The sequence below is a fragment of the Paraburkholderia sp. C35 genome, assembly GCF_003121405.1.
Lineage (GTDB): Bacteria > Pseudomonadota > Gammaproteobacteria > Burkholderiales > Burkholderiaceae > Paraburkholderia.
Window position 1 is genome coordinate 87,292 of the sequence record NZ_QBUY01000010.1, and the last position, 24,920, is coordinate 112,211.

Annotated in this window: 18 protein-coding genes; 8 read left to right on the forward strand and 10 right to left on the reverse strand. The window is 61.6% G+C overall.

Features of this window, described 5'->3' with window-relative positions; all coding sequences use genetic code 11:
• Nucleotides 1-98: 98 nt before the first annotated feature.
• The 5 genes from DK391_RS09390 (at nucleotide 99) to DK391_RS09410 (ending at nucleotide 9,309) form a co-directional block, all read left to right on the forward strand.
• Nucleotides 99-2,660 (forward strand): FHA domain-containing protein, encoded by a 2,562-nt coding sequence (locus DK391_RS09390; protein ID WP_109477736.1) that lies wholly within the window; start codon nucleotides 99-101, stop codon nucleotides 2,658-2,660.
• Entirely contained in the window at nucleotides 2,638-4,011 is a 1,374-nt protein-coding gene (locus tag DK391_RS09395; protein ID WP_109477737.1) for an HlyD family efflux transporter periplasmic adaptor subunit, read from the forward strand. The genes DK391_RS09390 and DK391_RS09395 overlap by 23 nt, the downstream gene beginning before the upstream one ends.
• Nucleotides 4,012-4,116: 105 nt before the next feature.
• Nucleotides 4,117-4,869: a peptidylprolyl isomerase gene (locus tag DK391_RS09400; protein ID WP_109477738.1), complete on the forward strand. Its 753-nt coding sequence runs from the start codon at nucleotides 4,117-4,119 to the stop codon at nucleotides 4,867-4,869.
• A gap of 34 nt (nucleotides 4,870-4,903) precedes the next feature.
• Nucleotides 4,904-7,960 carry a peptidase domain-containing ABC transporter gene (locus DK391_RS09405; RefSeq protein ID WP_109477739.1) on the forward strand — a complete coding sequence of 1,019 codons (3,057 nt, stop codon included), beginning with the start codon at nucleotides 4,904-4,906 and terminating at the stop codon, nucleotides 7,958-7,960.
• Nucleotides 7,957-9,309: a sigma-54 dependent transcriptional regulator gene (locus tag DK391_RS09410; RefSeq protein ID WP_109477740.1), complete on the forward strand. Its 1,353-nt coding sequence runs from the start codon at nucleotides 7,957-7,959 to the stop codon at nucleotides 9,307-9,309. Before DK391_RS09405 ends, DK391_RS09410 begins: the two co-directional genes overlap by 4 nt.
• A 23-nt stretch (nucleotides 9,310-9,332) precedes the next feature.
• On the opposite strand, the gene DK391_RS09415 is transcribed toward DK391_RS09410, so the two are convergent.
• Both DK391_RS09415 and DK391_RS09420 read right to left on the reverse strand, forming a co-directional pair.
• Nucleotides 9,333-10,103, reverse strand: coding sequence for a protein phosphatase 2C domain-containing protein (locus DK391_RS09415; RefSeq protein ID WP_109477741.1), 771 nt, complete (start codon nucleotides 10,101-10,103; stop codon nucleotides 9,333-9,335).
• Nucleotides 10,104-10,108: 5 nt separating this feature from the next.
• Nucleotides 10,109-10,393 (reverse strand): hypothetical protein, encoded by a 285-nt coding sequence (locus DK391_RS09420; RefSeq protein ID WP_109477742.1) that lies wholly within the window; start codon nucleotides 10,391-10,393, stop codon nucleotides 10,109-10,111.
• Nucleotides 10,394-10,846: 453 nt separating this feature from the next.
• Between DK391_RS09420 and DK391_RS09430 the strand changes: the two genes are divergently transcribed.
• Nucleotides 10,847-11,377 (forward strand): lecithin retinol acyltransferase family protein, encoded by a 531-nt coding sequence (locus tag DK391_RS09430; protein WP_109477744.1) that lies wholly within the window; start codon nucleotides 10,847-10,849, stop codon nucleotides 11,375-11,377.
• Between the two features lie 81 nt (nucleotides 11,378-11,458).
• Nucleotides 11,459-11,701 (forward strand): hypothetical protein, encoded by a 243-nt coding sequence (locus DK391_RS09435; RefSeq protein ID WP_109477784.1) that lies wholly within the window; start codon nucleotides 11,459-11,461, stop codon nucleotides 11,699-11,701.
• Between the two features lie 72 nt (nucleotides 11,702-11,773).
• Here DK391_RS09435 and DK391_RS09440 read toward each other — a convergent pair whose 3' ends face one another.
• From DK391_RS09440 to DK391_RS09460, 5 genes are all read right to left on the reverse strand, one after another.
• Nucleotides 11,774-12,031, reverse strand: a complete 258-nt coding sequence (locus DK391_RS09440) for a DUF2866 domain-containing protein (RefSeq protein ID WP_109477745.1) — start codon at nucleotides 12,029-12,031, stop codon at nucleotides 11,774-11,776.
• 236 nt (nucleotides 12,032-12,267) lie between these two features.
• Entirely contained in the window at nucleotides 12,268-13,731 is a 1,464-nt protein-coding gene (locus DK391_RS09445) for a cytochrome c peroxidase (RefSeq protein WP_109477785.1), read from the reverse strand.
• A 166-nt stretch (nucleotides 13,732-13,897) separates the two neighbouring features.
• Nucleotides 13,898-15,562 carry an alkaline phosphatase family protein gene (locus DK391_RS09450; RefSeq protein ID WP_109477746.1) on the reverse strand — a complete coding sequence of 555 codons (1,665 nt, stop codon included), beginning with the start codon at nucleotides 15,560-15,562 and terminating at the stop codon, nucleotides 13,898-13,900.
• A 255-nt stretch (nucleotides 15,563-15,817) separates the two neighbouring features.
• Nucleotides 15,818-16,090 (reverse strand): hypothetical protein, encoded by a 273-nt coding sequence (locus tag DK391_RS09455; protein ID WP_162600762.1) that lies wholly within the window; start codon nucleotides 16,088-16,090, stop codon nucleotides 15,818-15,820.
• 116 nt (nucleotides 16,091-16,206) lie between these two features.
• Entirely contained in the window at nucleotides 16,207-17,943 is a 1,737-nt protein-coding gene (locus tag DK391_RS09460) for a hemagglutinin (protein ID WP_109477748.1), read from the reverse strand.
• A gap of 418 nt (nucleotides 17,944-18,361) precedes the next feature.
• Between DK391_RS09460 and DK391_RS09465 the strand changes: the two genes are divergently transcribed.
• Nucleotides 18,362-19,990 (forward strand): tetratricopeptide repeat-containing glycosyltransferase family protein, encoded by a 1,629-nt coding sequence (locus DK391_RS09465; RefSeq protein WP_109477786.1) that lies wholly within the window; start codon nucleotides 18,362-18,364, stop codon nucleotides 19,988-19,990.
• A 5-nt stretch (nucleotides 19,991-19,995) separates the two neighbouring features.
• Here DK391_RS09465 and DK391_RS09470 read toward each other — a convergent pair whose 3' ends face one another.
• From DK391_RS09470 to DK391_RS09480, 3 genes are all read right to left on the reverse strand, one after another.
• Nucleotides 19,996-21,744 (reverse strand): penicillin-binding protein 2, encoded by a 1,749-nt coding sequence (locus DK391_RS09470; protein WP_109477749.1) that lies wholly within the window; start codon nucleotides 21,742-21,744, stop codon nucleotides 19,996-19,998.
• A gap of 299 nt (nucleotides 21,745-22,043) precedes the next feature.
• On the reverse strand, nucleotides 22,044-23,585 hold the full coding sequence (locus DK391_RS09475; protein ID WP_109477750.1) for a methyl-accepting chemotaxis protein: 1,542 nt from the start codon (nucleotides 23,583-23,585) through the stop codon (nucleotides 22,044-22,046).
• A 210-nt stretch (nucleotides 23,586-23,795) separates the two neighbouring features.
• Entirely contained in the window at nucleotides 23,796-24,896 is a 1,101-nt protein-coding gene (locus tag DK391_RS09480; RefSeq protein WP_109477751.1) for a J domain-containing protein, read from the reverse strand.
• Nucleotides 24,897-24,920: the final 24 nt, after the last annotated feature.

Genomic DNA, 24,920 nt, shown 5'->3' on the forward strand with positions numbered 1-24,920 from the left:
GCCGCTCATATGGTGAAGCTGGCGGCCGCGTCGAATATGCCTCGATTGTCACGCCCGTCGAACGCTCCGTTCGTGTCCACGCTTAGTGATGCAAAGAGATGAATCCCGGCGAAGCTCCGATTGCTGAGATGCGGGCGGCTCTGGACAAGGAGTTCGACGTCCTGCTGCTGCCCGTTTCGAATGCGTCTCTCGGCCCCATTCGTATCGTCGACGATCTGTTCGCGATTGGCCGCAGCGAGGCGCCGTTCGCGGACTATCCACGCGATCTGATCACCAAACTTTCGCGGCGTCATGCGCGCATCTTTAGCGAGCACGGCGCGGTGTATGTGGCGGATCTCGACAGCAAGAACGGCACGACCGTCAATGGCGTCGCCGTGCGGCAGACGCCATCGCGCGTGCGCGCAGGCGACGAATTGTGCTTTGGCGGCGATCTCGCGTATCGCGTCGCCATCGAGCCGCGTCCCTTCAGTTCGGCGTCTGCACGCGCCGTTCAGCATCTGAGCGTCACGCTGAAACCTCAGCGCACGGATCTGGGTCTCGAACCGATCGACCTCAGCGCATTTCCGTTTCTGGTCAGCAAGACGGATGAACTGTTTTCACGTTACAAAGATCGCTTTCCGCATCAGGTCAATTACATTTCGCGGCGGCATGCGCACATCTTTCTGAAAAGCGGTGAACCGTGGATCGAAGATCTCGGCAGCACCAATGGCACGTTCGTCAATCACAAACGTCTGGGCGAATCGGCTGTCGCGTTGCAGAACGGCGATGTGATCGGATTCGGCGGCGACCATGTCGTCTATGTGGTAGCGCTGCAGAAATCGTTCGAAATCGAGCCCACCTTGACCCAGATGACGCCGCCCGCCGCCGCGCTGGGCGCGCCGCCATTGGTCACACCGGCAACGCCCGCCGCGCCGGCAGCGGCGGCCATGCCGGCGGAAGACCCCGACAAGACCACCTTTGTCGGTGCGGCGCATTCGTTTCTCGACATCTTCTGCGTCGATCGCGCGTTGCAGCGCGAAGACGAAGTGAATGAAGACGCGCCGCCGCTGACACCCGAAGACGCAACGGATACGCAAGCGCGCCGTCCGCGCCGCCGCTGGCAACTGGTGATGCGCGAATTGACGCGCACGTTCGCTGCCGGCGACCGCACGACTTTGCGGCGGATCGGTTGGGGCGGCCTCGCCGTGCTGATCGTGATAGCCGGCCTTGCCGTCATGCTGTACATGCGTGGTGCCGCCGAGCGCGAAGTGAAGAATCTGCTGGCGGCAGGAGACTATGAAGCGGCGGCGGATGCTGCCACGTCGTCGCTGCAGCATCATCCCGCTAGCGACGCAATCCGGACGCTCGCCAGTGAAGCATTGATGAAAGCGCGCGTGCCTGGCTGGCTGACGGCCTTGCAGGCGAAGCAGTACGATCGCGCGGCCGCGTTGATCGAAGGCATGCGGGCGACGAGCCAGGGCAACCCCGACGCCATTGCGCTAATCGATCAGTTGAAGTGGGTAGGCGATCTGGAGCGATTCATTGTCGGCCGTGGCGGACCCGATGCGCCGATTCGCATCTACCGCGACGAAGGCCGCATCGACAATCTGCTCAAGCGGTGGAATGACGATGCCAAAGGGCATCAACGGGTTCTGGATCGTATTGCTTCGTATGTGCCGGAATTTACCGAGCCGTATGCGCAGGCGATGAGCCATCTGCGCAAGCTGCAAAGCGATGATTCGGTGTACCTCGCCGCCATCGACCGGCTTAATTCGACTATTGCCACGGAGCTGGGCCGCGACAAGCCAGACGCGTTGCCCGCCGTGCTCGACGATTATGCGCAACGCTATCCGCGCCTCGATGGGCTCGATGCCGTGCGTAGCGACCTCCGCCAGTACACGGCGATTTTCAATGAAATGACGGCGCGCCGGCTGGTTCCGCTGCTCGCGCTCATGAAGAAGGTGAACTTCGTGACGCCGCCGTTCCAGTCGCAATACAAGGAATTGAGCGCGAGCCGTTTGCCGTCGGCGGACGTGGTGGCGAAGCACGATGCGGTGAGTGCCGCATGGCAGAGCGGCGACAGTCAGCAGGCACTGGCCGGATTGCAGGCAATGCCCGCTGGCGCATGGTCCGATGTGATGGCTGCCGAACTGGCGCACAAGAAGACGCTGCTCGATCAGTTCTCCGACCTGCAAAAGAGCCGTGGTTCAGCGGATCGAGACGACAAGTTGCTGTCCTTTTACGCCAGTCTCGATCCCGTCGAAGACGCGTATTACGTGCGCGCGGTGCAAAACGATGTGAACGCATTGCGCGACAAGGCGCTGGCGCGCGCGCAAGACCAGATCAATCGCGCGCAAGGATTGTGGCGGCAGTATCGTGCGAATGGTTCGATCGGCGGCACGCAGCGGCTGGAGTCGGGTATCTCGGGCGGATTCCGCAGTCAGGCGCTGCTTCTGTCCGGTGCCAATACGTCGGCGCAACAGGGCATGCGCATCTATACGCAACTCAAGGCACCGCATCCCGCCGGCTCGGATCAGTTGCTCGAAGACATCGATGCAGAAACGCAATTGCAGCGCCGCTCGCTACAGGAGTTGCGCATGGTGCTCGAACCCGGCTTGCTGAAATCCAAGCTCGCGTTGATTGGAGGCAGTGACGAAAGTGAAACGCGACAATCACCTTAAGCCGCTCTATGAAGCGCTCGAAGATCACAGCGCCGAGGGCGTGGCGATCCTGACGTCGGAACCTGTGCGGATCGCGCAGGCGCTCGTGTTGACGATGGTCGCGCTCGTGGTGGCGGGCCTGATGTGGTCGTTCTTCGGCCGCGCGGACGTGATCGTCACGGCGCAAGGTACGCTCGCACCGGAATCGGACGTGCGCCGTATCTATGCGCCCATCGACGGCGAATTGACGGATCTGTACATTGCCGAAGGACAACCCGTTTCCAAGGGCGACGTGCTCGCACGCCTGAATGCGCGCGGCGCAATCGAAGCGGCCACCAATGCGCTGCAGGCACAGTTGAAACTCGAAGACGCCGAGCGCGAATGGAAAGACTTCCCGCAGAAGAAAGAACTGATGGAGCGCAAGGCGGCGGCATTGAAGGATCAACTCGAAGTTGAAGAGCGTCAGCACGAGAACCGCATTTCCGAAGGCACGACCAAGCTCGCGGAAGGGCAGAAAGCGCAACTTGAAGAAGCGCGCAGCACGCTCGACAATGCACGGCGCGCGCGCGATGCAGCGCGCCAGGAAGCGGACAAGTACTCACGCCTGTTCGCGCAGCCAGGCGGAGGCGGTGTTGCCGAACTGCAGGTCGAAGCGAAGCGCAATACCGCACTGGAAGCGGAAAACGCGTACCGTGTCGCGCAATCGCGGCTTGCCGAACTCGACTTCAAGCTGAGCCATGAATACGCGGAAGCGAATGCGCAACTCGAAACGAGTGGCCAGCAATCGACCAATCTGCAGCTTCAATATGATGATCTGATCCGCGACATCACGACCACGGAAGAGAAGCTGCGTCTGCAATTACAGACAGCACGTCTGGTCGCCGATGCAGCGGCGCGCATCCGTTTCGAGAACATCGACAAAGACAATTTTCTGCTGATACTCGCACCGACTTCGGGCGTGATCACGGATGTGACCTCCACGCAAACGGGCGACAAGATCCAGGCGAATGCGCCGCTTGGCGGCATTGCGCCTAAAGATGCGCGTCCCGTGCTGAAGATCGAGATTGCCGAGCGCGACCGCGCCTTCCTGCACGAAGGCATGGCCGTCAAGATGAAATTCAACGCGTTTCCGTATCAGCGCTATGGACTGATCAACGGCACGCTTGCATATATTTCGCCCGCGACCAAGCCGTCAGCGCAGGACAAGCAGCCTGTCTATGAAGGCCGCGTGCAGCTCGACAGGAATTACTACCAGATCGCGGAGAACCGCTATCCGTTGCGTTACGGCATGACGGCGAGCGCTGAAATCGTCGTGCGCGAGCGGCGGCTGATCGATCTGGGGCTGGACCCGTTCAGGCAACTGGCCGGATAGCTTCAATAGAACGTTTCTTAAAGCAAGCGTAACGGAAAGTACAACCGGAAAGTAAAACCGCCAGCCCGCCTGTTTGTTCGGGCCACCACTAGAGGAGCGGACGAGATGACCGCGATCGTACGAATCGATGATGAAGTCGTGGATGTCGGCGAATTCATACGTCTACTGAAACTCACGGGGCAATTCGAAAGCCTGATCGAGCAGATGGTGCGCGACAAGCTGACCGTGCATGCCGCGAAGAAACACGGCGTGACCGTAAGCGCCGACGACATACAGGAGCGCGCCGATCAGTTCCGGCGTGTGCGCGGCCTGCATCGCGCCGCCGACATGAACCAGTATCTCGACACGTTGAGGGTCACGCTCGACGAATTCGAGGCGTTCATTACCGACGGTCTCTATCAGGAGAAGATGCTCGACAGGGTCGGCAACGAAGGCGAGATCGAAGAGTACTTCTCGATGAATTCGCCGAAATTCGATGCGATCGAAGTCAGTCATATCCTGCTCGACGATGAAGGAAAAGCCAAGGAAATGATTTCGTATCTGCACGATGATCCCGACGCATTTGCGGAAATGGCGCGCGAGCACTCGATTGCCGATACGAAGGACTCGGGCGGCGTGATCGGCAAAGTACTGCGCGGATCGCTGAAGCCGGATATCGAAGCGAAGATCTTCAACGCAGCCGTCGGCGATCTGCTTGGACCGTTCGCTTCACCGGACCGCTCGTGTTTCGAGATCTTTGCGGTGACGGCGAAATATCCGGCGGAACTCGATGCGGACGTAGCGTCGGAAATCAAACGCCTGTTGCGCGAACAGTGGCTCGTCACGCGCGCGCAGGAACACATCATCGAAGCGCTCTGACTGACGCGCGCTGCTGCCGGGGACCGCAAGCATCATGGATGCACCGCAAACCACGCCTTCCATTGCCGACTTTCTGTCGACGGTCGAGATTCTGTCGCCGTTCACGCGCGAAGAACTCGAACGTGTCGCGGAACATGTGCAATCGCGTTTCTATTCGTTTGGCGAAACGGTGTGCAACGTGGGCGATGCCGCCGATGGGCTGTGCGTGATCAAGTCCGGCTCCGTGCGCATTTTCACGGAAGAGCATGGCAAAGAGATCAGCATGGGCGTGCGCAAGACAGGCGAAGTGTTCGCCGACATTGCGATGCTGCGCCCGTATGCGCATGAATCATCGGTGCGCTCTTCTGGCAAGACGGAATTGCTGTTTATTCCGCGCGCAGCAATCGAACCGATTATCGCCGGCAACCAGGCGGCGCTTACCTTTGTCGCGAGTTATGTTGCGATCAATTCTGCAGGCGGGTTCGTTGCGCAGTTATTCGATTTGCGCGGCAAGCTAAACAAGCAGGAACTTGAAGAATATGTGCGTAGCGTCGGCGTGAAGAAGGTGGCTGCCGGCAAGGAGATTCTGAAGCAGGACGCGCGCGACGATCGGCGTTTGTATGTGGTGCGGCAAGGCGAAGTCCGCATCGTGCGTCATGAGGACGGTAACGACTACACGCTCGCGACGCTGCGAGAGGGCGAGATTTTCGGCGAAAAGGCTTGCCTGATGCGTCAGGAGCAGGCGGCATCGGCGATTGCGACGACGGATACGCGGCTGCTGGTGATTCCCGAACGCACCGTGCATTTCATCCTCGAGCGCAACCCTAAACTGCGCGAAGTACTCGACGAACGCATCAAGTACAACGATCGCGAACTGGACCGGCAAAAGCGCATCGAGCAGCGCCGCAAGCTGCCGTTGCGGCTCGATCTGCACACGAAGCCCGAACTCGGCGAGCGGGTAATCAAACGCTTCGGGCTGGTCGAGCAGGCCGAAGAAATGGATTGCGGCGCGGCGTGTCTTGCGATGATCTGCAAGCACTACGGTATTCCGATGACGCTCGGCAAACTGCGCGAACTGGCCAACGTGACGACAGCGGGCGCGACGCTCGATAGCCTCGCGCGCGCAGGCGAATCGCTCGGCTTTACGACGCGTGGCGTGCAGTGCACGTTCGATTCGTTGCGCGGCTTCGATCTGCCCTTCATCGTGCACTGGGAAGGCTATCACTACATCATTGTGTACGGTGTATCGAAAGATCATGTATGGCTTGCCGATCCTGCGCTGGGTTTTCGCAAGCTGAGTCTTGAAGATTTCGAGCGCGGCTGGAGTGGGACCTGCCTACTGTTTGCGCCAGGACCGAACCTCGTGCAGTTGTCCGCGTCGCGTTCGCCGTGGCTGCGCTTCGTCGGTTACCTGACGCCGTACAAAAAGATCCTGATGCACCTGTTTCTAGCGACCTTCGTGATTCAGGTGCTGGGCGTCATACCGCCGCTGATCATCCAGAACATTCTCGATGGCGTGATCGTGCATCAGAACATCGGCCTGCTGCATCTGCTGATACTTGGCCTGATCATATCGAACGTGTTCTCGCAATTGATGTCGATGGTGCGCGCTTATCTGTCGAACTTCATGGTGCGCAACATGGACTTCGCGATGATGTCGCAGTTCTTCCGGCACACGATGTCGCTGCCATTCTCGTTCTTTGCCAAGCGCAAGACCGGCGACATTTTCGCGCGCTTCCAGGAGAACCAGACCATACGTGCGTTCCTCACTGAATCGACGGTGACGACCGCGCTCAATCTGTTGATGGTGTTCATCTACTTCGCGATCATGTTCTTCTACAACGCGAAGATGACGCTCGTACTGATCGCTTTTGTCATCCCGATCATGGCGCTCACGCTGATTGCGACACCAAAGATCAAGAACTATGCGCGTGAATCGTTTGCGGCATCGACGGATTCGAAGTCTTTTCTGATGGAAGCATTGTCGGGTGTTGAAACGGTCAAGGGCATGGGTATCGAGCGGCCTGTGCGTTTGCGCTGGGAGAAGAAATACGCAAAAGCACTCGAAGTGCAGTACCGCGCGCATGCATTCAGTATCTTGATTGGCTTTGTCAGCCAGTTGCTGAATGCCGCGACGACGATTGCGATCTTGTGGGTCGGTGCAAACCTGGTACTGGCGCGCGAAATGACCATCGGTCAATTGATTGCGTTCAACGCGTTCATGGGCAGTGTGCTGTCGCCGCTGATGGGGCTGGTCGGTTTGTGGAGCATGCTTAATGACGCCGGTGTGGCGATGGAGCGTCTCGGCGATGTGCTCGACATCGAACCGGAGCAGAAGCCTGAAGATCTGCCGTCACGTGTGATGCTACCTGACCTGCAAGGCGAAATAAGCCTGAATGGCGTGTACTTCCGTTATGGCGATACGGATACTGCCTACGTGCTGGAGAACATGAGCTTCGACATCAAGCCGGGAGAACTGGTCGCGATTGTCGGCCGCAGCGGGTCGGGAAAAACCACGCTGGCGAAACTGCTGGTCGGCTTTTACGCGGCCAGCGAAGGCAAGATGACCGTCGACGGCTACGACATGAATGTGATCGACAAGGCGTTCTACCGCGCGCAGATTGGCTATGTGATGCAGAGCAACCTGCTGTTCTCGGGCACGATCGCCGAGAACATTGCGAGCGGTGACGATACACCGGACCGGCGCCGTATCGAGGAAGTCGCCAAAATGGCCGACGCGCATGCGTTCATCAGCAAGCTGCCGCTCGGCTATGAACAGATAGTGGGCGAACGTGGCATCGGCTTGTCGGGCGGTCAGATACAAAGGCTGTGCATTGCGCGTGCGCTATATCACGACCCGCGCCTGCTGGTGTTCGACGAAGCAACCTCGGCGCTCGACACGCAATCGGAAAGCAATATTCTCAGCAACATGCACGAAATCCTCAAAGGACGCACGGCCGTCATCATTGCGCATCGGCTCAGCACGATCATGCGTGCCGACAAGATTCTCGTGCTCTATGAAGGCGCGATCGTCGAGCAGGGGCGTCATGAGGAACTGGTCAACCGGAAGGGCATGTATTACCAGCTCGTCCAGAAACAGCTGAGTGCGTGATGAAGATACTCGACCAGCAGCCCGATGAAAGCGGCTCCGCCATCTCCTATGCGGGATTGATCGAGAAGATCGAAATTCTGCGCTCGACGCTGCGCTGGTCGTCGCGGCTCGAACGCGCGGATATCGAAAAGCTCCTGAAGCAGGCGAGCACGCTGCGCGATGAAGTGATGCAGATGTCGCACAAGGAGCGCTTCGTGCAGGCGGCTGTCGTCGAGCCGATGCGCGGCGACCAGTCGCGCGGTGCACGGCGCCAGGCGCTGCTCTCGCGCAGCTTTATCTTCGAGGGGACGTTTGGCGATAACCCGAAACTGCTGGAAGCACTCGAAATATCGGAGAAAGCTGCGCCGACCGATTTACCGGTTTTGATCGATGGCGAAAGCGGTACGGGTAAAGAATTGATGGCGAAGGTCATTCATGCGAATGGCAGCCGTTCCGACAAACCATTTATCTCAGTGAATTGCGGCGCGATTCCCGATAATCTGCTGGAGTCGGAACTGTTCGGCCACAGAAAGGGCGCATTTACGGGCGCGACGAATGACCGCAAAGGCAAATTCGAAAGCGCGCACACCGGGACGATCTTTCTCGACGAAATTGGTGAGTTGCCTTTGACGGGGCAGGTCAAATTGCTGCGCGTGCTGGAGGCGCATGAAATACAGCGCGTGGGTTCGGATGAGCCGATTGGCGTCGACACGCGCATCGTCGCTGCTACGAATCGCAATCTGCGCAAGCTGAGCGAGCAGGGTACTTTCCGCGAAGATCTCTTTTATCGCCTGAGCGTCATTCACGTGACCTTGCCGCCGCTGCGCGAGAGGCGCGACGAGATTCCGTTGCTGATCCAGTACTTCGGCGACGAAGCGGCAGGCGCATTGAAGCGGCGTCCTGTGAGAATTACCCCTAAATTGCGGGACTTTCTGCTGACCTATGCATATCCGGGCAATATCCGCGAACTGCGTAACGTGATGTATCGCATCTCTTGCCTTGCGGGCGATATTGCCGATGTCGATCATCTACCGACGGATATGCGGCCCACGTCGCCGGTTGTGACATCCATTCTGGGTGTGGCGAACGAAGCGGCGAACGGCACGGCGAGTGTGACCAATCTGCTGTCGCTCAGCGACGCGAAGCGCGCCGCCAGCGACGAAGCGGAAAAGGCTTTTCTTCAGCGCGGCCTGCAGGAAACGGGCGGCACGGTGGCCGAACTGGCGCGGCGCGTCGATATGAACCGCTCGCATCTTCAGATGCTGCTGAAGAAGCACGGGTTGCATTCAAAGGATTTTCGCAAGGCTCATGCGCAAGCGAACGCACGCAAGGACGATTCGGAAGCAGACGATGAAGCCGAGGTGGACTAGCGTCTTAACGCGCTAAAACAGTATCAGGGCGCAGGATTCAACAACGTTTTGTCGGATGCTTGCGGGTCTTCAGCCTGCACGACCACTGCGGTGATGTTGTCACGCCCGCCGCGTGCAAGCGCAATATCGACCAGTTCAGCAGGCGCATGCAGACAATCGACGCTCGCGAGCGTCTGCTGGATTTCCTCGTCGGTCACTTCATTGCTGAGGCCGTCGCTGCATAGCAGGAACACATCGCCGTCTGCCACCTCGATCGCGTCTTCATCGAGTTCGAGATGATCTGTCGCGCCGACGGCACGCGTGATGATGTTGTGCGCGGGATGATGACGTGCTTCCTCTTCCGTCAGATAGCCGGATTGCCGCAGCGCTTCCACCTGGCTGTGATCGCGCGTCAATTGCCGCAATTGCCCTTGCCGCAGCAGATAGATGCGGCTGTCGCCTGCCCATAGATACCCGCAAAAACGGTCGCACGCGAACAGCACGACGACCGTCGTGCCGATGCGCTGCACCTGCCTGCGGGCGGCTTCTTCGCGCAACTGACGGTTCGCATCCTGCAGGCGCTGGCGTGCCTCGGCGATGCAATGCTTGATGCCCGCCTGATCGGGCAACCGTTCCAGCGTTTCGACCACGAGCTGACTCGCGAGATCGCCGACATCGTGCCCGCCCATGCCGTCGGCCACGGCCCAGCGGCCGCGTTGCGGCTGATCGAGGCAGGCGTCCTCGTTGATCTCGCGCACGCGGCCCGTGTCCGTGCGCGCCGCCGACGCCCACCGGAATTGGCTGGTACAGGTCACGGCATCTAGGCCCGGTTCGTACTGCGTGCGTCGGGCGAGACGTTGATGTTCGAGTTGTTGCCGGTGTTGTTCACGTCGACCTTCTGGAACTGGTTGATCATCTGGTCAGCATAGAAGTTGTTCGTGATGTCGTACAGGTTGACGACGGGACCGACGCTCGGCGTGTCGTGCACATACGGCGTGATCCAGCCGAATACCCAGGGCGCGCCGCCGCCGCCGCTGATCGCGGACATGGCCTTGCGGTCGAGTGCGAGGTTGTGCGGAAGGTCGCTGATGCAGATGGAAGCCATGACGTGTCTCCGAAAAAGCCAGCCGTCACGCGGCCGCAGAATCAAAAGGAAGTTGCGTCATAAGTTGCAAGGGCCGTGCCAATTTGCAGCCCGTTCATGCATTTTCACGCGAGGCCTTGCTGCTAGGCGCCCGGCGCAGACACAGGCCTGCGCGCGTCACGCGCGCGAGCCTCTGGACGTTGGCACTCGTCCAACATGAAGCTGCGCTGAGCGGTGGTGCAGCCAACACATTCTCGTGGTCGCCGTTGCAGATGGGCAGCGCCGCAAGTGATGGTGCGTGCACAACACAATCGCCCGAAATTCTGTTGGATCTGTCCGTACATCATGCGGTGGAAAAACCCTTCGGAATCAACAAAACACCATAAAAATCAATGATATGGCGCGCCTGGTCCGGTTGATGCAAAAGAGGCTGCAACAGTGTTGGCCTTTTGAATCGGATACCGGGACAAAGCCATGAACCGCAACCTCCACCAATCGCGCAGTGAACAAGGTGCCATTCGTGCGGCGGCCTATGCATCGGCAGACGTGGTGCTCGACGGCGCTGCCGATGAACCGGCCCTCGGTGCCCACCTCATTACGCAACGCCGCGGCTACGAACATCATGGCATCTACGTGGGTGGCGGCAAGGTCATTCACTACGCAGGTTTCGCCAAGTCCGCGCATCGCGGCCCGGTTGAAGAAGTGGCACTCGAAGCCTTCGCCGATGGCCACGCCGTCGCCGTTCGCCCGCATCCGTTCCCAATGTTTTCTGCTGAACAAACCGTGCTGCGCGCCCGTTCGCGCCTCGGCGAAAACCAGTACCGCCTGCTGACCAACAACTGCGAGCACTTCTGCGCATGGTGCCTGCTCGGCGAAAGCCGCAGCGAACAGGTTCACGCCTGCTTCACGCATCCACGTGCCGGTGTGCATGCGCTGCTGTGCCTCGTCAGCGCATTTATCGAAAACCGGATGAAAACGGGCCGTGCCGTTGTTAACGCAGCATGAGCACTGGAATTTGAACTGGGACGATTGAAGTTCGAAGCGTCGAATGCCGTAAAAGCGATCAGGAAAGCGAAGGAGACCACCATGAGCCCGACCGGAAAGACACTGCACTGGGCCGTTGACAAATGGCTCGCACCGACACCCGCGATGCCCGCACGCGTGGTGCGCTTCTGCCGCACGCAGATGCACCGGCGCTGCGTGTGCGTCGAAGCGCTGCGGCCCAACGGCCTGCTGTCGATCTTCTTCTTCCGTCACGACGACGGATCATGGAATGTGTTTCCGCCCGCCGAAACGCGGCCGGCGATGTCTGCGTGGAGGACTGCGTGATGAGAAACGGTAACCCGGCATCCAGCGCGCGCGGCGCGCGCATCGAGCGGCTTGCGCTATGCGGCGCGCAGTCTATCCGCCAGGCTGGCAGAAACGCCGTCCCGGCACATGCGACATCACGGCCTCGGCAATCTGACGCGGCGTGCTCTCGGCAGGCACGGCGCGCCGGAAGGATTCAACGTCGTGTCTGAAGGTCCATTCGACCAACCGGTAAGAAGGTGCCCATGGAGGCTGGATGGGTGCGGATACCGTGCAGCTGCGGATCGATAATGCCTGCGCGTTGCCCTGCTGGGCATGGAGATGATCCAGCACTGTTGGTTCGGTCGGCATCTGGGCGCTCTCCTTGGTTTTGTTTGCGACGCTGATGGTTTGCCTTGTTCGTTCATGCAACAAGCAAAGCAACCGGACTGCCACGGCAAACAGAAATCTAAAAAAACGCCGCCGATACTCAGGCGGCTCAACAGGGGATGTTGAGCCGCATCTTCACAGGAAAGAATTAAACGAGGCTTAAGACAGGTGGCCCCAATCCTTGCGCTCCATCAACGAGGATGACCAGGGCCAACGTCTCAGTGCTGATCCGCGTAGCCGTCGTTGAGCGTATGCAGGAACGCGATGATGTCCTTCATATCCTGATCGGTCATGGCCGGCTTGTCGCCGAAATTGCGATCGAACGGTGCATCCTTCACATCGACATTCGCGCGATACGCAGCCGGAATATCGTTGTATTTCTCGGGCTTGCCATCTGCGCCCTTCGGATAGAAGCGCGCGGGATCGGTATTGCGCGCGTTATAGAACGCCATCACGTCGTCGAGATTGTCATAGATGCCGTTGTGGAAGAACGCGTGCCGCGTCGCGGTATTGCGCAAGGTCGGCGTGAGGAACATCCCGCAGTATTGCGTCTGGTCCTTCAGATCGGTACGGAAGGGACCGCAGATGCCCATGTCGAAGAAGTGCGGGTCCTGATTCTGCGCGAGCTTCATGTTGCGCGGCACGCCGAGCGCTTCGTACTGGGTGTCGGTGAACATCGGCGGCAAACCGTCGCGGCTCGGCTTCGACAGATGGCAGCCGGCGCAGTTGGCCTTGTCGGGATCGTTGAACAGGCGCAAGCCGTGCAGTTCCGCCTGCGACAGACGCGCCTTGCCCTCCAGCCACAAGTCGTAGTTGCTGCTGTACGGATGGAACGACGGGGCTTCGACCTGATAGCGCGCGACCGCGAACATCGCCTCCGCCACCGCAAGCCGCTCGTCCTTGAAGATGTTCGGACCGAACAGTTGCGTGAAGGTCTTGCTATACGGCGTTTTCTGCAGTTTTTGCAGGACTTCGCTCTCGTCCTTGTTCGCCATTTCGACCGGGTTGAGCATCGGGCCGGACGCCTGCTGCTGCAGCGTATCGACGCGGCCATCCCAGAAGAGGCCACCCTGCGGCACCATTTCAGCGGCGGCAGGCGCGGCGCCCGCGGTCTTCTGCGCGCGCTGCGTGCCCGCCGCCTGCGTGGCGAGCGCCGTCAGATTGGCCGGGTTGTCGTCGTTTTCGGCGCTGTCGGGGCCGATGCTGAAATTCGCCTGACGCGACAGATACATCAGCGAAGGCGGCGGACGATAACCCTGCAGCGTCATATGCGGGCCGCCGAGCTGCACGGCGAGATCGTTCGGCGGGCCATACGCATGCGCCGGGCTGTGGCACGTCGCGCACGACTGCTTGCCCGATGCCGACAGCGACGTATCGAAGAAAATCTGCTTGCCCAGCATCGCGACGGCCGACAGCGGCGCGACAGCCGGGCGCTGCAGCACGACGGGGTGCGCGTTCGCACCCGTCAGATCCTCGACGAATTCACCGACCGCGTCGGGCATGTATTGCGGATACGCAAACGCGAACCCCGTGACGCCGAGCGCCGCGACGACGACAGCCGCCGCGCACAGCGCGAGCGTGCGCCGTGGCGAGCGCGAGGGCGAGCCCGTAGGCGAGCTGCTGGGCGCATTGTTCGGCGGAAGTGGCGTGGGATTCAGGGGCGACGTGGAGAGCTCGGTCATGGTCGTAGGCGATGCGAAGACGGGTTCGAAACCGGCGCGCCATGCGGCGCGGCGCGCTGCAAAAAAGAACGTGAGCAGAAGGACAAATGCCGTGTTGCGACGGTTTCCCGTCGGCAACACGGCCATGCTGCTTGTTACTGCTCGATGCTTCCGATGCGCACTGGCATCAGATGGTCGGCACCGAGCTGACCTGCGTGCCTAGCGTCTGGTCGAGGAACAGGTTCGGGTTCTTGCCGCCGTTCGAGAAGTCGAACAACGACATAATGCTGCCCGAGGTCGCGTCGAACGAGCCGCCGCCAAGGCGCTGGCCGCTCAACCAGTTGTCCTCGATAAAGCGCACCACGGATGCCTGATTGACGAACGTGTGATCGACATAGTTCGTCTTCGCCCACGGCGAGATCACGAGGAACGGAATGCGCGTGCCGGGACCGCAGCGGCCATTCACTGCACCGCCGGTGACGCCTGCCGGCTGCGTGCCCGTGCCGCACACGCCTGCGCCGTTGAGCTGGTCGGCCTGCGCATCGAACGACGACGTGACGGGCGGCATATAGACGTGGTCGTACCAGCCGTCCGAGTCGTCATACGTGACGATCACGGCCGTGCTGCTCCAGTCCTTCTGCTGCTGCAGGAAGTTCACGACCTTGGTGACGAACTGCTGTTCGTCGAGCGGGTCGGAGTAGCCTGCGTGCGCGTCCTGCGCAGCCGGTGCCTTCAGGAAGCTCACCGACGGATAGTTGCCCGCCTTCACCGACGCGAAGAAATCGTCCGTGTCGTACTGGTGGTTCGCCGGTTCAGCCGTCTTGCCGTCCGTTTCCGTGCTGAAGCCGATAGCGGCCGTCGAGCTCGGGCGCGTGTGCTGCGGATTCGCCGTCGACGTGTAGTACTGGAACCAGTTGTGGTGCGGGATGTAATCCGCCGTCGCGGCGCCCACAGCCGTGGCGATCGTGCTGCGCTTGCAGCCCGTCGTGCCGTTCGAATTCACCGTCGCGAGGTTGAAGCCGCCCATGAAGCCGCCCCACGTGATGCCCTTCGCGTTCAGCAGATCGCCGATGTTCTTGCCCGTCATCATGGCCTGATCGGTCGTGCTGGAGCACACGTCGTTGCCCGGGTCGACGTCGTTGATCATCGTGATGCCGCCCTGGCCATCGTTGATCAAGAACGAGCTCTTGGCGAGCGTCGAGGCAACTGCCGTGGTCTTCAGGATCTGCACGCCGTTGGTCTGGCCGGACACGACTTCGAGTGCGCCGGGTGTCGACGGACCGTACGTTGCCGTCCACGCGTTATCGCTCATCGCGAACTTCTGCGCGTAGTTCCACAGGCCCGTGACGGTGTTGCCGTCGAAGAAGCCCATCACCTGGCCCGTCGTGCCGAATGCGCCTGCGCCGCCGCTCGTGCCCTTACCCGTGAACAACGGGAACAGGTCGCCCGCGCCGTTGTTCTGCGCCTGCTGCTCCGGCGTGTACGAGTGGTTCTGGTCGGCGGTGGCTGCCTGCGTGCGGTCCAGACGGAACGGATTCGCAGCGCCTGCGCCGTTGGCCGTGTTGGTCTTGTTCGGGTTGTTGTTGATCAGCGCGTCGGTGAGGACGTTGGCTGCCGGCGTGCCTGCCGCGGGTGTGAACGCCGGCTCGCCAGCCGGGTTCGTCGCGTTCGGATAGGTGCCGAAGTAGTGATCGAAGGACACGTTTTCGCCGTAGATCACGACGACGTGCTTGATGGGTGTTGCGGTTTGCAGCTTGTCTTGCGCAGTCGTGTTGTCGTGATCGCTGCCACAAGCGAACAACGACAGCGCCAAACCGGCGCATGGAACGGCTATCAAAGCTCGGCGAAACATAATGACGTAGCTCCCGGGGATGTTTGTTCGTTGTGTTTCGGGGCGGTCTTATCGTGTACGCGCCAGATCGACGCGGTGACGATCCGCATGAGGGATGCGGGCCGCATGTCGGCTATGCCGACGCGACCGCATTGAACCATCCGGGTGTGAACCTATGGAGTCGTGTAGCTTTCGATGCTGTTACGAGAAGATGGCAGGCTGAAAGGCGATATTGGCCGAATTGTTAACTCGGCACACGGCGCTGCGCGGTTCCCGTCATTGAGAGGCGGGTGCGGAAGGCGCGCTGGCGGGCGTCACGGTGTGCAGCGAATCGACATGTAAGGCGGGCAATTGCGCGCCTAGCACTTGCGCGCGAGTGACGGTGCCGTGAACCGTCACCTGCTGGTTTTGCAGCGACAACGCCTGCTCGCGCGTGACGCCTTCCAGTTCGAACACGCCGCGCGCATCGTAGACGACGGCATAGATGAACGGCTCGTTGCCGCGCAGCGCGAGCCGCCCCGACAGGTCGACGGTTTCTCCTGTTTGCATCGGCGTGGCGCAGGCTGCCTGCATGAGCGCGAGGGCGCATGGTGCAACGAGTCGTCTGAGATTCACGGGTTGGCCTCGCAATCGGTTCGGCTCATTGAAGCACACTCGTGCGCTGTTCAGTCGATCACGATCGACAGCGTCGCGCCTACGGGCACGCGCACGGTTTCGCCATACGTGCCGCTCACGTGCGAGCGCACGACGGGGAACGTACCGAGCACGGCGAGCGTCGAGGGAACAGAGCTGGGCAGATCGCGCGTCACGCCGTTGTAGAGCGCGGTGGGATCGATCGCTGGCAAGGTGAAGCCGCCTTCGTTGCGCGCCGGCATGATGAAGCTCGATACGTTCGACGACAAAGGCACCAGCCCGCTCGCCGCCGAGGCGAAATCACGCAGCATCGAAGGCACGGTCGCGCCTGCCTGCGCATTGCCGATCACCTCGTTGAGGATGTCGATGGAAGCGGTGTGATTCTTGTTGGTCAGCAGCGACTGGTAGAACGACAGGCCAAGCTGCCGGTTCAGATAGCCGCCAAACGAACCGTTCACCGCGTAACTCTCGCAGTCTGTCGCGTACGGTGTCCACGTCGTCAGTCCGCAGTTATAGCTGCCGTGGCCCTGATACGTCATGTACGTGACGAAGCGCGCATCGCGGATAGCGTTGTAGCCGGGCACGATGGTGGCGCTGGCCCAGTCTTCCATCATCATCGCCGACATCTCTTCGAGCCAAGGTTCGTACGCGTATTGCGCGCCCATCAGCACCGAGCGCCGATAGAAGTTCTGCATGTGCATGCTCTCGTGCGCCATCGTCGTTAGCATCTGGTTCATGCCGTACGTGCCGCCCAGATAGAGCGTTTCGGAGTCGAGATAGAGAGAGACGGACTGATTGCTATAAGCAAGCTGACCCGCGCCCGTCTTGAAGTTGTTGAGTGCCCAGAAATAGCCGAGCAGGCCGTACGGCTGGCCGTTGTTGTCGAAGTTCATCACGACGAGATCGATCGGCTGATGCGATCCGTCGATCAGGCTCGACTGGCTGTTAGGACCATACAGCGGGCCACCCACACGCACCAGCATGTCGTAGATGCCGCCCGATTGCGCGTACTGCGTGATCAGCGAACTGATGATCTGCGGCGAGATTTTCGACGTGCCGAGTTCCGACGATTCGACCCACAGGTTGACGGTCGTGCCGTCGGAAGTGGTGGCGGTTTGCTCGAGCGTCGTGGTGCGCGCGGAGTTGTCGGCGTAGTAGAACGTGCGCGTGTCGCCAACCTGATAGCTTGGCGTCGATGAGCCGTTGGTCGAATACCGCGCGGTTGCGGCGACCTGATTCTTCGCGAGCGAGGTCCAGCCCTGATAGTTGAAGTCGCGGATCGCGGCGAGCGTGGGGCTTTCGCTCGTGGTCGTTGCGGCGCCCGTCGAGGCCGATTGCGATTGTGCGCGCAGGATCGACGACGACATGTTCGCGCTCAGCGAAATCGGCGACATGGTCTGCGTGCTGGTGCTTTCGTTCGTGAACACGAGTGTCACGTTCTGGCCGGACAGACCCTTGATGCTCACCGGCACGTCGAGCGCGGCGCCCGTCGGATTGATCGCCTGCCAGACGCCGGTGCCGCTGCCTGCGTAGGTCGAATCGTCGCTGGCCGAGCAGGACTGGCAGGCGGCGTGCAGCTTGCCGTCGGCGGCGACGTTCGACGGGCTGGTGCTGGCGGGCGTGCCTTTGGCCGTGTTCGAGACGGGCGCGTTGCCGCCGCCTCCGCCGCCGCATGCGGCGAGTGTTGCGGCAAGCGTCAGGGTGAACGCCGAGGCGAGCGTGACGCTCGCGATACGTGCCGATTTCGAGGTCGTGCGCGGGCTGCCCATTGCGGGTTCCTTTCCGGCTTCGCCGGTGTGTGCGGCGCGCTCATGTGATTCGCGCCGACGTGTCAGTCGGTGATGTGCGCAAAGCGGATTCGCGAGGTCGACGCACAAGGCGAAACTGACTACGTGAACGCTGAAGCAACAGGCGAGGCGCTTGCCTCTGCCGGAATATCGGCGTGATGCGCGGTGACTTTAGACGCAGGAACCGTTTAAAACGGCGTGCAAACGGGGCGGGATCGTATCGGGCAAGGGTTTGACGGCAGGGCTTTAAACAAGGTGTTTTTCACATCTGACATTTGATATTGCGTCAGGACTTGACGATTCTTTACGACAGCCGGGCGCGTCAGTCCGAGAATGAGCGACGCGGCGCGCCATGCCTTGCGCCGATGCCACACATCGTTCAACGCCACGCATCGTTCTCATGTCGCCGACTTTTGCTTCGTTTCTAACCTTCCTGCGCTACGCCGTTCAGGCGCAAGCCGATAACGATGCGCGTGCGCGCGCGCTGTGGCTCGAAGCGGCCTCGCATCTTCAGCCGATGGACGGTGTGTCGATCGACCGGCTCATGCTCGATCTGCTCGCGCAGCAGGACACGGCACAAGCCGTCGCGCTGGTGGAAACCGTCGCGCAACTGGAGCCGCATAGTGCGGCGGCCAGCATGCGCGCGGGCTACGCGCTGCAGATGGCGAACCGGCATGGCGATGCGCTCGCGCCGTATCGTCATGCGCTGTCACTCGATCCAGCGTTTCCGCAGTTGCGCAAGAACCTTGCGATTGCGCTGAACCTCACGGGCGGCGATGTCGAAGAAGAGCGCCAGTTGCTCGAAGCGGCCGTCGCGGCCGATCCTTCGGACTTCGATCTGTGGATCAACCTGATGAGTGCGCGGCGTGCGTGCTTCGATCTCGACGGTGCGCTTGCGGCGGCACGCCGCGCTGTCGAACTCGATGCGGACAGTGCAGTGGCGCATGGCAATCTCGCGCAGGCCTTGAAGGAAGCGCAACAGTGGGACGAGGCGCAGACGCACGCGGCAGCAGCGTGCGCACGCGCGCCTGACAACGCCTCGCTGCAAACTTCGCTGGGCGTGCTGCATCTGTTGCGCGGTAACTATGCCGACGGCTGGCTCGCTCACGAAGCGCGCTGGAACGATCCTGCGAGCATGCTGACGAGTGGCCGCCCGCAGTTCGGCAAGCCGCAGTGGCGCGGCGAATCGCTGGAAGGGAAAACGTTGCTCGTGTGGGGCGAGCAGGGCATGGGCGACGTGCTGCAGTTTTGCCGCTTCATTCCGCTGCTTGCGCAGCGCGTGCATCGCGAAGGCGGGCATATCGTGTGGAATTCATTTCCGCAGATGGGCGCGTTGTTGCCGCGCAGCTTCGGCATGCACGTCGATGTGTATTCGGCGGCGCGCGAGATCGATGCGTTGCCGCCGTTCGATTTCGAATTGCCGCTTGTGAGCGCGCCGCTGATGCTCGGCACGCGCGTCGATTCAATTCCCTCCGGCGTGCCGTATCTGCATGCGGACGACGCGCGGCGCAACGCATGGCGTGCGCGCCTCGCCGATGAAAAGCGCCTCAAGGTCGGCCTCGCATGGACGGGCAGCCTGAATCACGGACGCAACCGCTTCAGGCGCGTCGGCACGCAACGATATGCGCAGGCGTTCCGTGACATAGAAGGCGTCGCGGCCTATTCGCTGCAGCCAGGCGCGACCACCGATGTGGAAGCCGCGCGCGCAGCCGGTCTGCCCATCGCCGACTTCACGAACGAGTGGCGCGATTTCGACGATACGGCCGCGTTTGTCAGCGAACTGGACCTGGTGATCAGCGTGTGCACGTCGGCGGCGCATCTGGCGAGCGCGCTCGGGCAGCGCACGTGGGTGCTGCTCGACGTGAATCCGTATTGGACGTGGATGACGGACCGGCGCGACAGCCCGTGGTATCCGACAGCCACCTTGTATCGGCAGCGCGAGTTCGCGCAATGGCAGCCGGTCATGGACGAGGTCGCGCGCGATCTGCGTGCTTTGGCTGCGGAGCCGCGCGTGAATGACGCGGGCTGAATGCGCTAGACGCCCGGTGCGAACGTCACTTCCGAAGCGGGCGTTTTCGTGGGCGCATCGGGCGGCACGCCGAGCAGTTGCAGCGAGCCGCCCGTCACCGCGCTGAACACCGGGCCTGCCACCGTGCCGCCATAGACCGCACGTCCGGCAGGATCGTCGATCATCACGGCAACCACCAGGCGCGGATCGCTCATCGGCGCCATGCCGACGAACAGCGAGCGGTAGCGACCCTTCGCGTAGCCCGCGCCGACCTGCTTGCGCGCGGTGCCCGTCTTGCCGCCGATGCGATAGCCATCGACATTCGCTGCGCGCCCGGTGCCGCCCTCGCTGGTCGCCATTTCGAGCATCGAGCGGATCGAGGCGGCGGTGGCGGGCGTCGTCACACGCGGGTCATCGGCGGCGGCGCGAGCCGGATCGCGCAGCAGCGACGCGCGATGCAGCGTGCCGTCGCCCGCATAGGCCGTGTACACCTGCGCGATCTGCAGCAGCGACGCCGACAGGCCATAGCCGTAAGCCATGGTCGCCTGTTCGATGGGGCGCCAGCGCGCGAACGGGCGCACGCGTCCCGCTGCGACGCCAGGAAACGTCAGTTCGGGCGCGCGCCCCAGTCCGTACTCCTGATACTTGTTCCAGATGGTTTCGGCGGGCAGGTTCAGCGCGAGCTTGGCGAGCGCGATGTTGCTCGACTTCTGCAGCGCTTCGGCAATCGTCATGCGGCCATGGTTCGAGGTGTCGTGGATCACGCTCGGGCCGATCTTGTACCAGCCGGGTGCCGTGTCGATCATCGTGCCGGGCCGCACGAGGCCGCGATCGAGCGACAGCGCGACCACCAGCGGCTTGATCGTCGATCCCGGCTCGAAGGTGTCGACCACGGCACGGTTGCGCAACTGCTTGCCCGTGAGCCGCGAGCGGTCGTTGGGATCGCAGCTCGGATAGTTGGCGAGCGCGAGGATCTCGCCGTTGCGTGCGTCGAGCACGACCACGCTGCCTGCCTGCGCGCTGTGCTTCGCAACGGCCGCCTTCAACTGTGCGTAGGCCAGCTGCTGGATGCGGCGGTCGATGGTCAGATTCACCGTCGCGCCGTTCTGCGCGGGCGTGAGAGGCCGCGTGTCCGACACCACGCGCCCAAGGCGGTCGCGGATCACTTCGCGCTCGCCCGGTTCGCCGGACAGCAGTTCGTTAGCGGCAAGCTCGATACCTTCCTGGCCGTTGTCTTCGATGTCGGTGAAGCCAACCACGTGCGCCGCCGATTCGCCCTCGGGATAAAAGCGCTTCGAATCCGCAATGCGCGTGATGCCCGCGAGATTGAGCTTGTCGATATGCGTGGCGGTTTCGGCGTCGACCTGACGCTTGAGCAGCACGAAGCTCTTTTCACCGGATACGCGCCGCGTAAGTTCGGCGAGCGGCAGATCGAGCAGCTTCGCAAGCGGGGGATACGCGGCATCGTCGAGCAGTTTCGGCGACGCCCAGATCTCGTACGTGGCGAGACTGACGGCCAGCATCGCGCCATTGCGATCGACGATACGCCCGCGCGTCGCATCGAGTTCGATGGTGCGCTGATAGCGCTTTTGCCCCTGCTCGACGTAGAAGTCCTGATTGACGACCTGCACCCAGAACGCGCGGCCGACCAGCGCAGCGAAGGCCGAGAACACGAGGATCACGACCAGCTTCGAGCGCCACATCGGCAGACGCGCGACCAGCACGGGGTTCTTCGCGTTGGGCGCGTAGGGATCGTGATTTTGCTTGCGGCTCATGAGGGAAGCCGGCTGTTCTGGCAACCGGTCCACAGTGAATATGGACCAGATTGTAATAAGAACGTAATCTGTACGCGAGCTTCACGCAAGGTATTTGCGCGTATGTCGGATGTGGCTGCCGCGCAAAATGTGGCCGGGCGCACGTAGCGGGCCGTGCATCGTTTTGAAAAGCCGCGGCGCTCGCCCGTTCAACTGATGCGTCGTCTCCGACGCGGCGTGTTAACGAGGCGCTCGATTGAGCGCCTTCTTTTTATGGTGCCGCGTCGTGCAGAAGGGTCAACTTCCTCGTACCTCTTCGATCACGCCGGCAGCGAGAAGCTCGAAATCGCTTCGCGCAGATTGCCGACCTGATCCTTGAGCGAATGCGCGGCGGCGGCGGCCTGCTCGACCAGCGCCGCATTCTGCTGCGTGACCTGATCCATTTCGCCGACGGCGCGGTTCACCTGCTCGATGCCTGCGCTCTGCTCGCGCGACGCATGGCTGATTTCCTCGAGAATTTCGTTCACGCGGCGCACCGACGCGACGATCTCGCCCATCGTCGAACCGGCGTTCGCAACCAGCGCCGCGCCTTCCTCGACACTGCCCGTCGATGTCTCGATCAACGCCTTGATTTCCTTCGCGGCCGTCGCCGAGCGCTGCGCGAGGCTGCGCACTTCCGCCGCGACGACAGCGAAGCCACGGCCCTGTTCGCCCGCGCGCGCCGCTTCCACCGCGGCGTTCAAGGCGAGGATGTTGGTCTGGAAGGCAATGCCGTCGATCACACCGATGATGTCGCCGATCTGTTTCGAACTGCTGGTGATGTCGCCCATCGTGCGGACCACGTCGTCCACCACGCGGCTGCCGCGCGTCGCGATGTCGGCGGCTTCGCTGGCGAGACCGGCTGCCGTCGCGGCGCTGTCGGCGTTCTGCTTCACGTTCGAGGTCATCTCGTCCATGCTCGACGCCGTCTGCACGAGGGCGGCGGCCTGTTCTTCCGTGCGTTGCGACAGATCGGTGTTGCCGGCGGCGATTTCGCTCGCGCCGACGTTGATGTTCTCGGTGCCGGTACGGACGCGCGAGACGGTATCGACGAGTCCCTGTTGCATCGTGTGCAGCGCGTGCAGCAGGCTGGCGCGGTCGTTGTGGGCGAGCGGCACGGGCGTCGCGAGATCGCCGCGTGCGATGCGCTGGGTGGCTTCGACGGCGACTTCGAGGTCGCCGCCCAGCGTGCGCTTCACGCTGCGCAGCACCAGCACCATCACGGCCGTGGCGATGCCGCCGAGCACGAAGGTGATCACCAGCCAGCGGCCGAGATCGACGTAGAAGGCTTTCTGCACGTCATCCATGTACATGCCCGTGACCAGCACCCAGTCCCACGGCGCGAAGCGCAGCGCGTAGCTGGTCTTCGGCACGGGCGTGTCGCTGCCCGGCTTCGACCACAGATAATCGACGAACCCGCCTTTGCCCGCGTTCGCGGCGTTGACGATATCGACGAACAGGTGGTTGCCCGCCGGATCAGTGAAGCCCGACAGGTTCTTGCCGACCAGTGCCGGCTTGAACGGGTGCATCAGCATGACGGGCTGCGAATCGTTGACGGACAGATAGCCGTCGGTGCCGTAACGCAGCGCGGACAGCGTGTCGAGCGCCTGCTTCTTCGCGTCGGCTTCGCTCATCGCGTGTTGCTGCGACAGCGCGTAGTAGCGGTTGACGATCGAATTGGCCTGCTCGACGAGGGTCGTCAACTGATCACGGCGCTGGGCGATCATCGACGAGCGGCTTTGCCACGCGCCGAACGCGCCAATGAGCACGAGGCCGATCCACAGGATGGCGATCATCGAGGCGAGTTTCTTGTTCAGGGTCATGATGTGGTGTGCTTGCGGCGGCAGGAGTGGCGTAAGGCGGTCTTCGGGGCTGATGCGGGATAGATAAAGGCAGAAGAAGGCAATGCCTGACAGGGTTTACGGCTGCCGCAAACGGTTGCAGCAGCCGGGGAAACCCGTAATGGGCATCGCGCGTATTGGTATGAAGTGAAGCTGGGCGGGTCCGCCTGTGAGGGCAGAGGTCGGGCGGGATCAGACGGGCTGGGTGCGCTTGAGTGCCTTGAGCCAGGCTTTGGTTTGCTTGATGTCGTCGAACACGGGCAGGTCATCTTCAATCTTGCGGATCAGCTGTTCACGCTGCGCGATCTCGTCGTCGAGATCTTCCATCGCGAACAGAGGCGAGATGGCGGGCGTGCGGCACGGAAAGCCATAAGCGCTTTTGAACTTTTGCTGGACGTCCGAGAGTTCGCGATCCAGTTCGCCGAGTTGCTCGCGCAACACCTGGTTATAGTGCGCGAGCTTTGCTTCGCTAATGCCGTCGATGGTGGTCTGGTCGATGTGTTCGAGTTCCAGTTGCAACTCCAGCAACTGCAGCAGTTTGCGATTCGCGTACGCCTCGTTGACCCGCTGCATCAATGCCGTCTTGCGCACGCGTTCTTCCGCATCGGGCTCGCGATCGGGATGCAACGCGCTCGCCAGCTTGCGATAAACGTCGCGCAACGACTGGCTGATCTCCACTTGCGCCGCTTCCTTGCGCGCTTCGGCGGCAAGCTGCTTCGGTGTCTTCTTGCGCTTCGCGCGACGCTCCTCGCGCGCCTGCGCTTTCTGCATTGCTTCGGCGCGCAGCTTCGCGAACGTCTCGGACGCGTACTTCAGGAGTTCCTGCGGCGAGACCATATCGTCTTTCAGTTCGACGCCGAGCATCTCTTCGATAGCGGCTCGCATACCTTCGACGTCGATCCCGGCAGGCACGTCTTCGCGGGTCGGGGCGTGACGGTCGTAGATCGACTGCAAGGTATCGTCGTTGTCATGCCCGAGCATGGGCTGCAACAGATCGGCGATCAGCTCCGAAATCGCGCGGCGGTCGACGGCATTCAGACCTTTATCGCCGTGCACCGCGTCGAGCCGGTGAATGAACTTCAGCTGCGCTTGCCGCGACGCGTTCCGCAACGGCACCAGCACGTCGACAAACTTCTTCTGGAAAACGGGTGTGAAGGCTTCCCATTGCGCAAGCCAGCCGCGCCGGTTTTCGATCTGCTTGACGAGTGAGTTGAAGTATCTCTGGCCTATCGATCGATGCGCCTGCTGCTTTTCCGGCGCGATGGTCACCGATCGGCCCGCTCCTTTGCTCATGAAACGTATCTCTCCCATTTACTG

Coding starts and splice junctions, on each gene's coding strand:
- DK391_RS09450 (WP_109477746.1), bottom strand. CDS start 15,562: ATGTTTCGCCGAGCTTTGATAGCCGTTCCATGCGCCGGTTTGGCGCTG.
- DK391_RS09400 (WP_109477738.1), top strand. CDS start 4,117: ATGACCGCGATCGTACGAATCGATGATGAAGTCGTGGATGTCGGCGAA.
- DK391_RS09435 (WP_109477784.1), top strand. CDS start 11,459: ATGAGCCCGACCGGAAAGACACTGCACTGGGCCGTTGACAAATGGCTC.
- DK391_RS09455 (WP_162600762.1), bottom strand. CDS start 16,090: ATGCAAACAGGAGAAACCGTCGACCTGTCGGGGCGGCTCGCGCTGCGC.
- DK391_RS09460 (WP_109477748.1), bottom strand. CDS start 17,943: ATGGGCAGCCCGCGCACGACCTCGAAATCGGCACGTATCGCGAGCGTC.
- DK391_RS09475 (WP_109477750.1), bottom strand. CDS start 23,585: ATGACCCTGAACAAGAAACTCGCCTCGATGATCGCCATCCTGTGGATC.
- DK391_RS09430 (WP_109477744.1), top strand. CDS start 10,847: ATGAACCGCAACCTCCACCAATCGCGCAGTGAACAAGGTGCCATTCGT.
- DK391_RS09480 (WP_109477751.1), bottom strand. CDS start 24,896: ATGAGCAAAGGAGCGGGCCGATCGGTGACCATCGCGCCGGAAAAGCAG.
- DK391_RS09390 (WP_109477736.1), top strand. CDS start 99: ATGAATCCCGGCGAAGCTCCGATTGCTGAGATGCGGGCGGCTCTGGAC.
- DK391_RS09465 (WP_109477786.1), top strand. CDS start 18,362: ATGTCGCCGACTTTTGCTTCGTTTCTAACCTTCCTGCGCTACGCCGTT.
- DK391_RS09470 (WP_109477749.1), bottom strand. CDS start 21,744: ATGAGCCGCAAGCAAAATCACGATCCCTACGCGCCCAACGCGAAGAAC.
- DK391_RS09440 (WP_109477745.1), bottom strand. CDS start 12,031: ATGCCGACCGAACCAACAGTGCTGGATCATCTCCATGCCCAGCAGGGC.
- DK391_RS09420 (WP_109477742.1), bottom strand. CDS start 10,393: ATGGCTTCCATCTGCATCAGCGACCTTCCGCACAACCTCGCACTCGAC.
- DK391_RS09405 (WP_109477739.1), top strand. CDS start 4,904: ATGGATGCACCGCAAACCACGCCTTCCATTGCCGACTTTCTGTCGACG.
- DK391_RS09445 (WP_109477785.1), bottom strand. CDS start 13,731: ATGACCGAGCTCTCCACGTCGCCCCTGAATCCCACGCCACTTCCGCCG.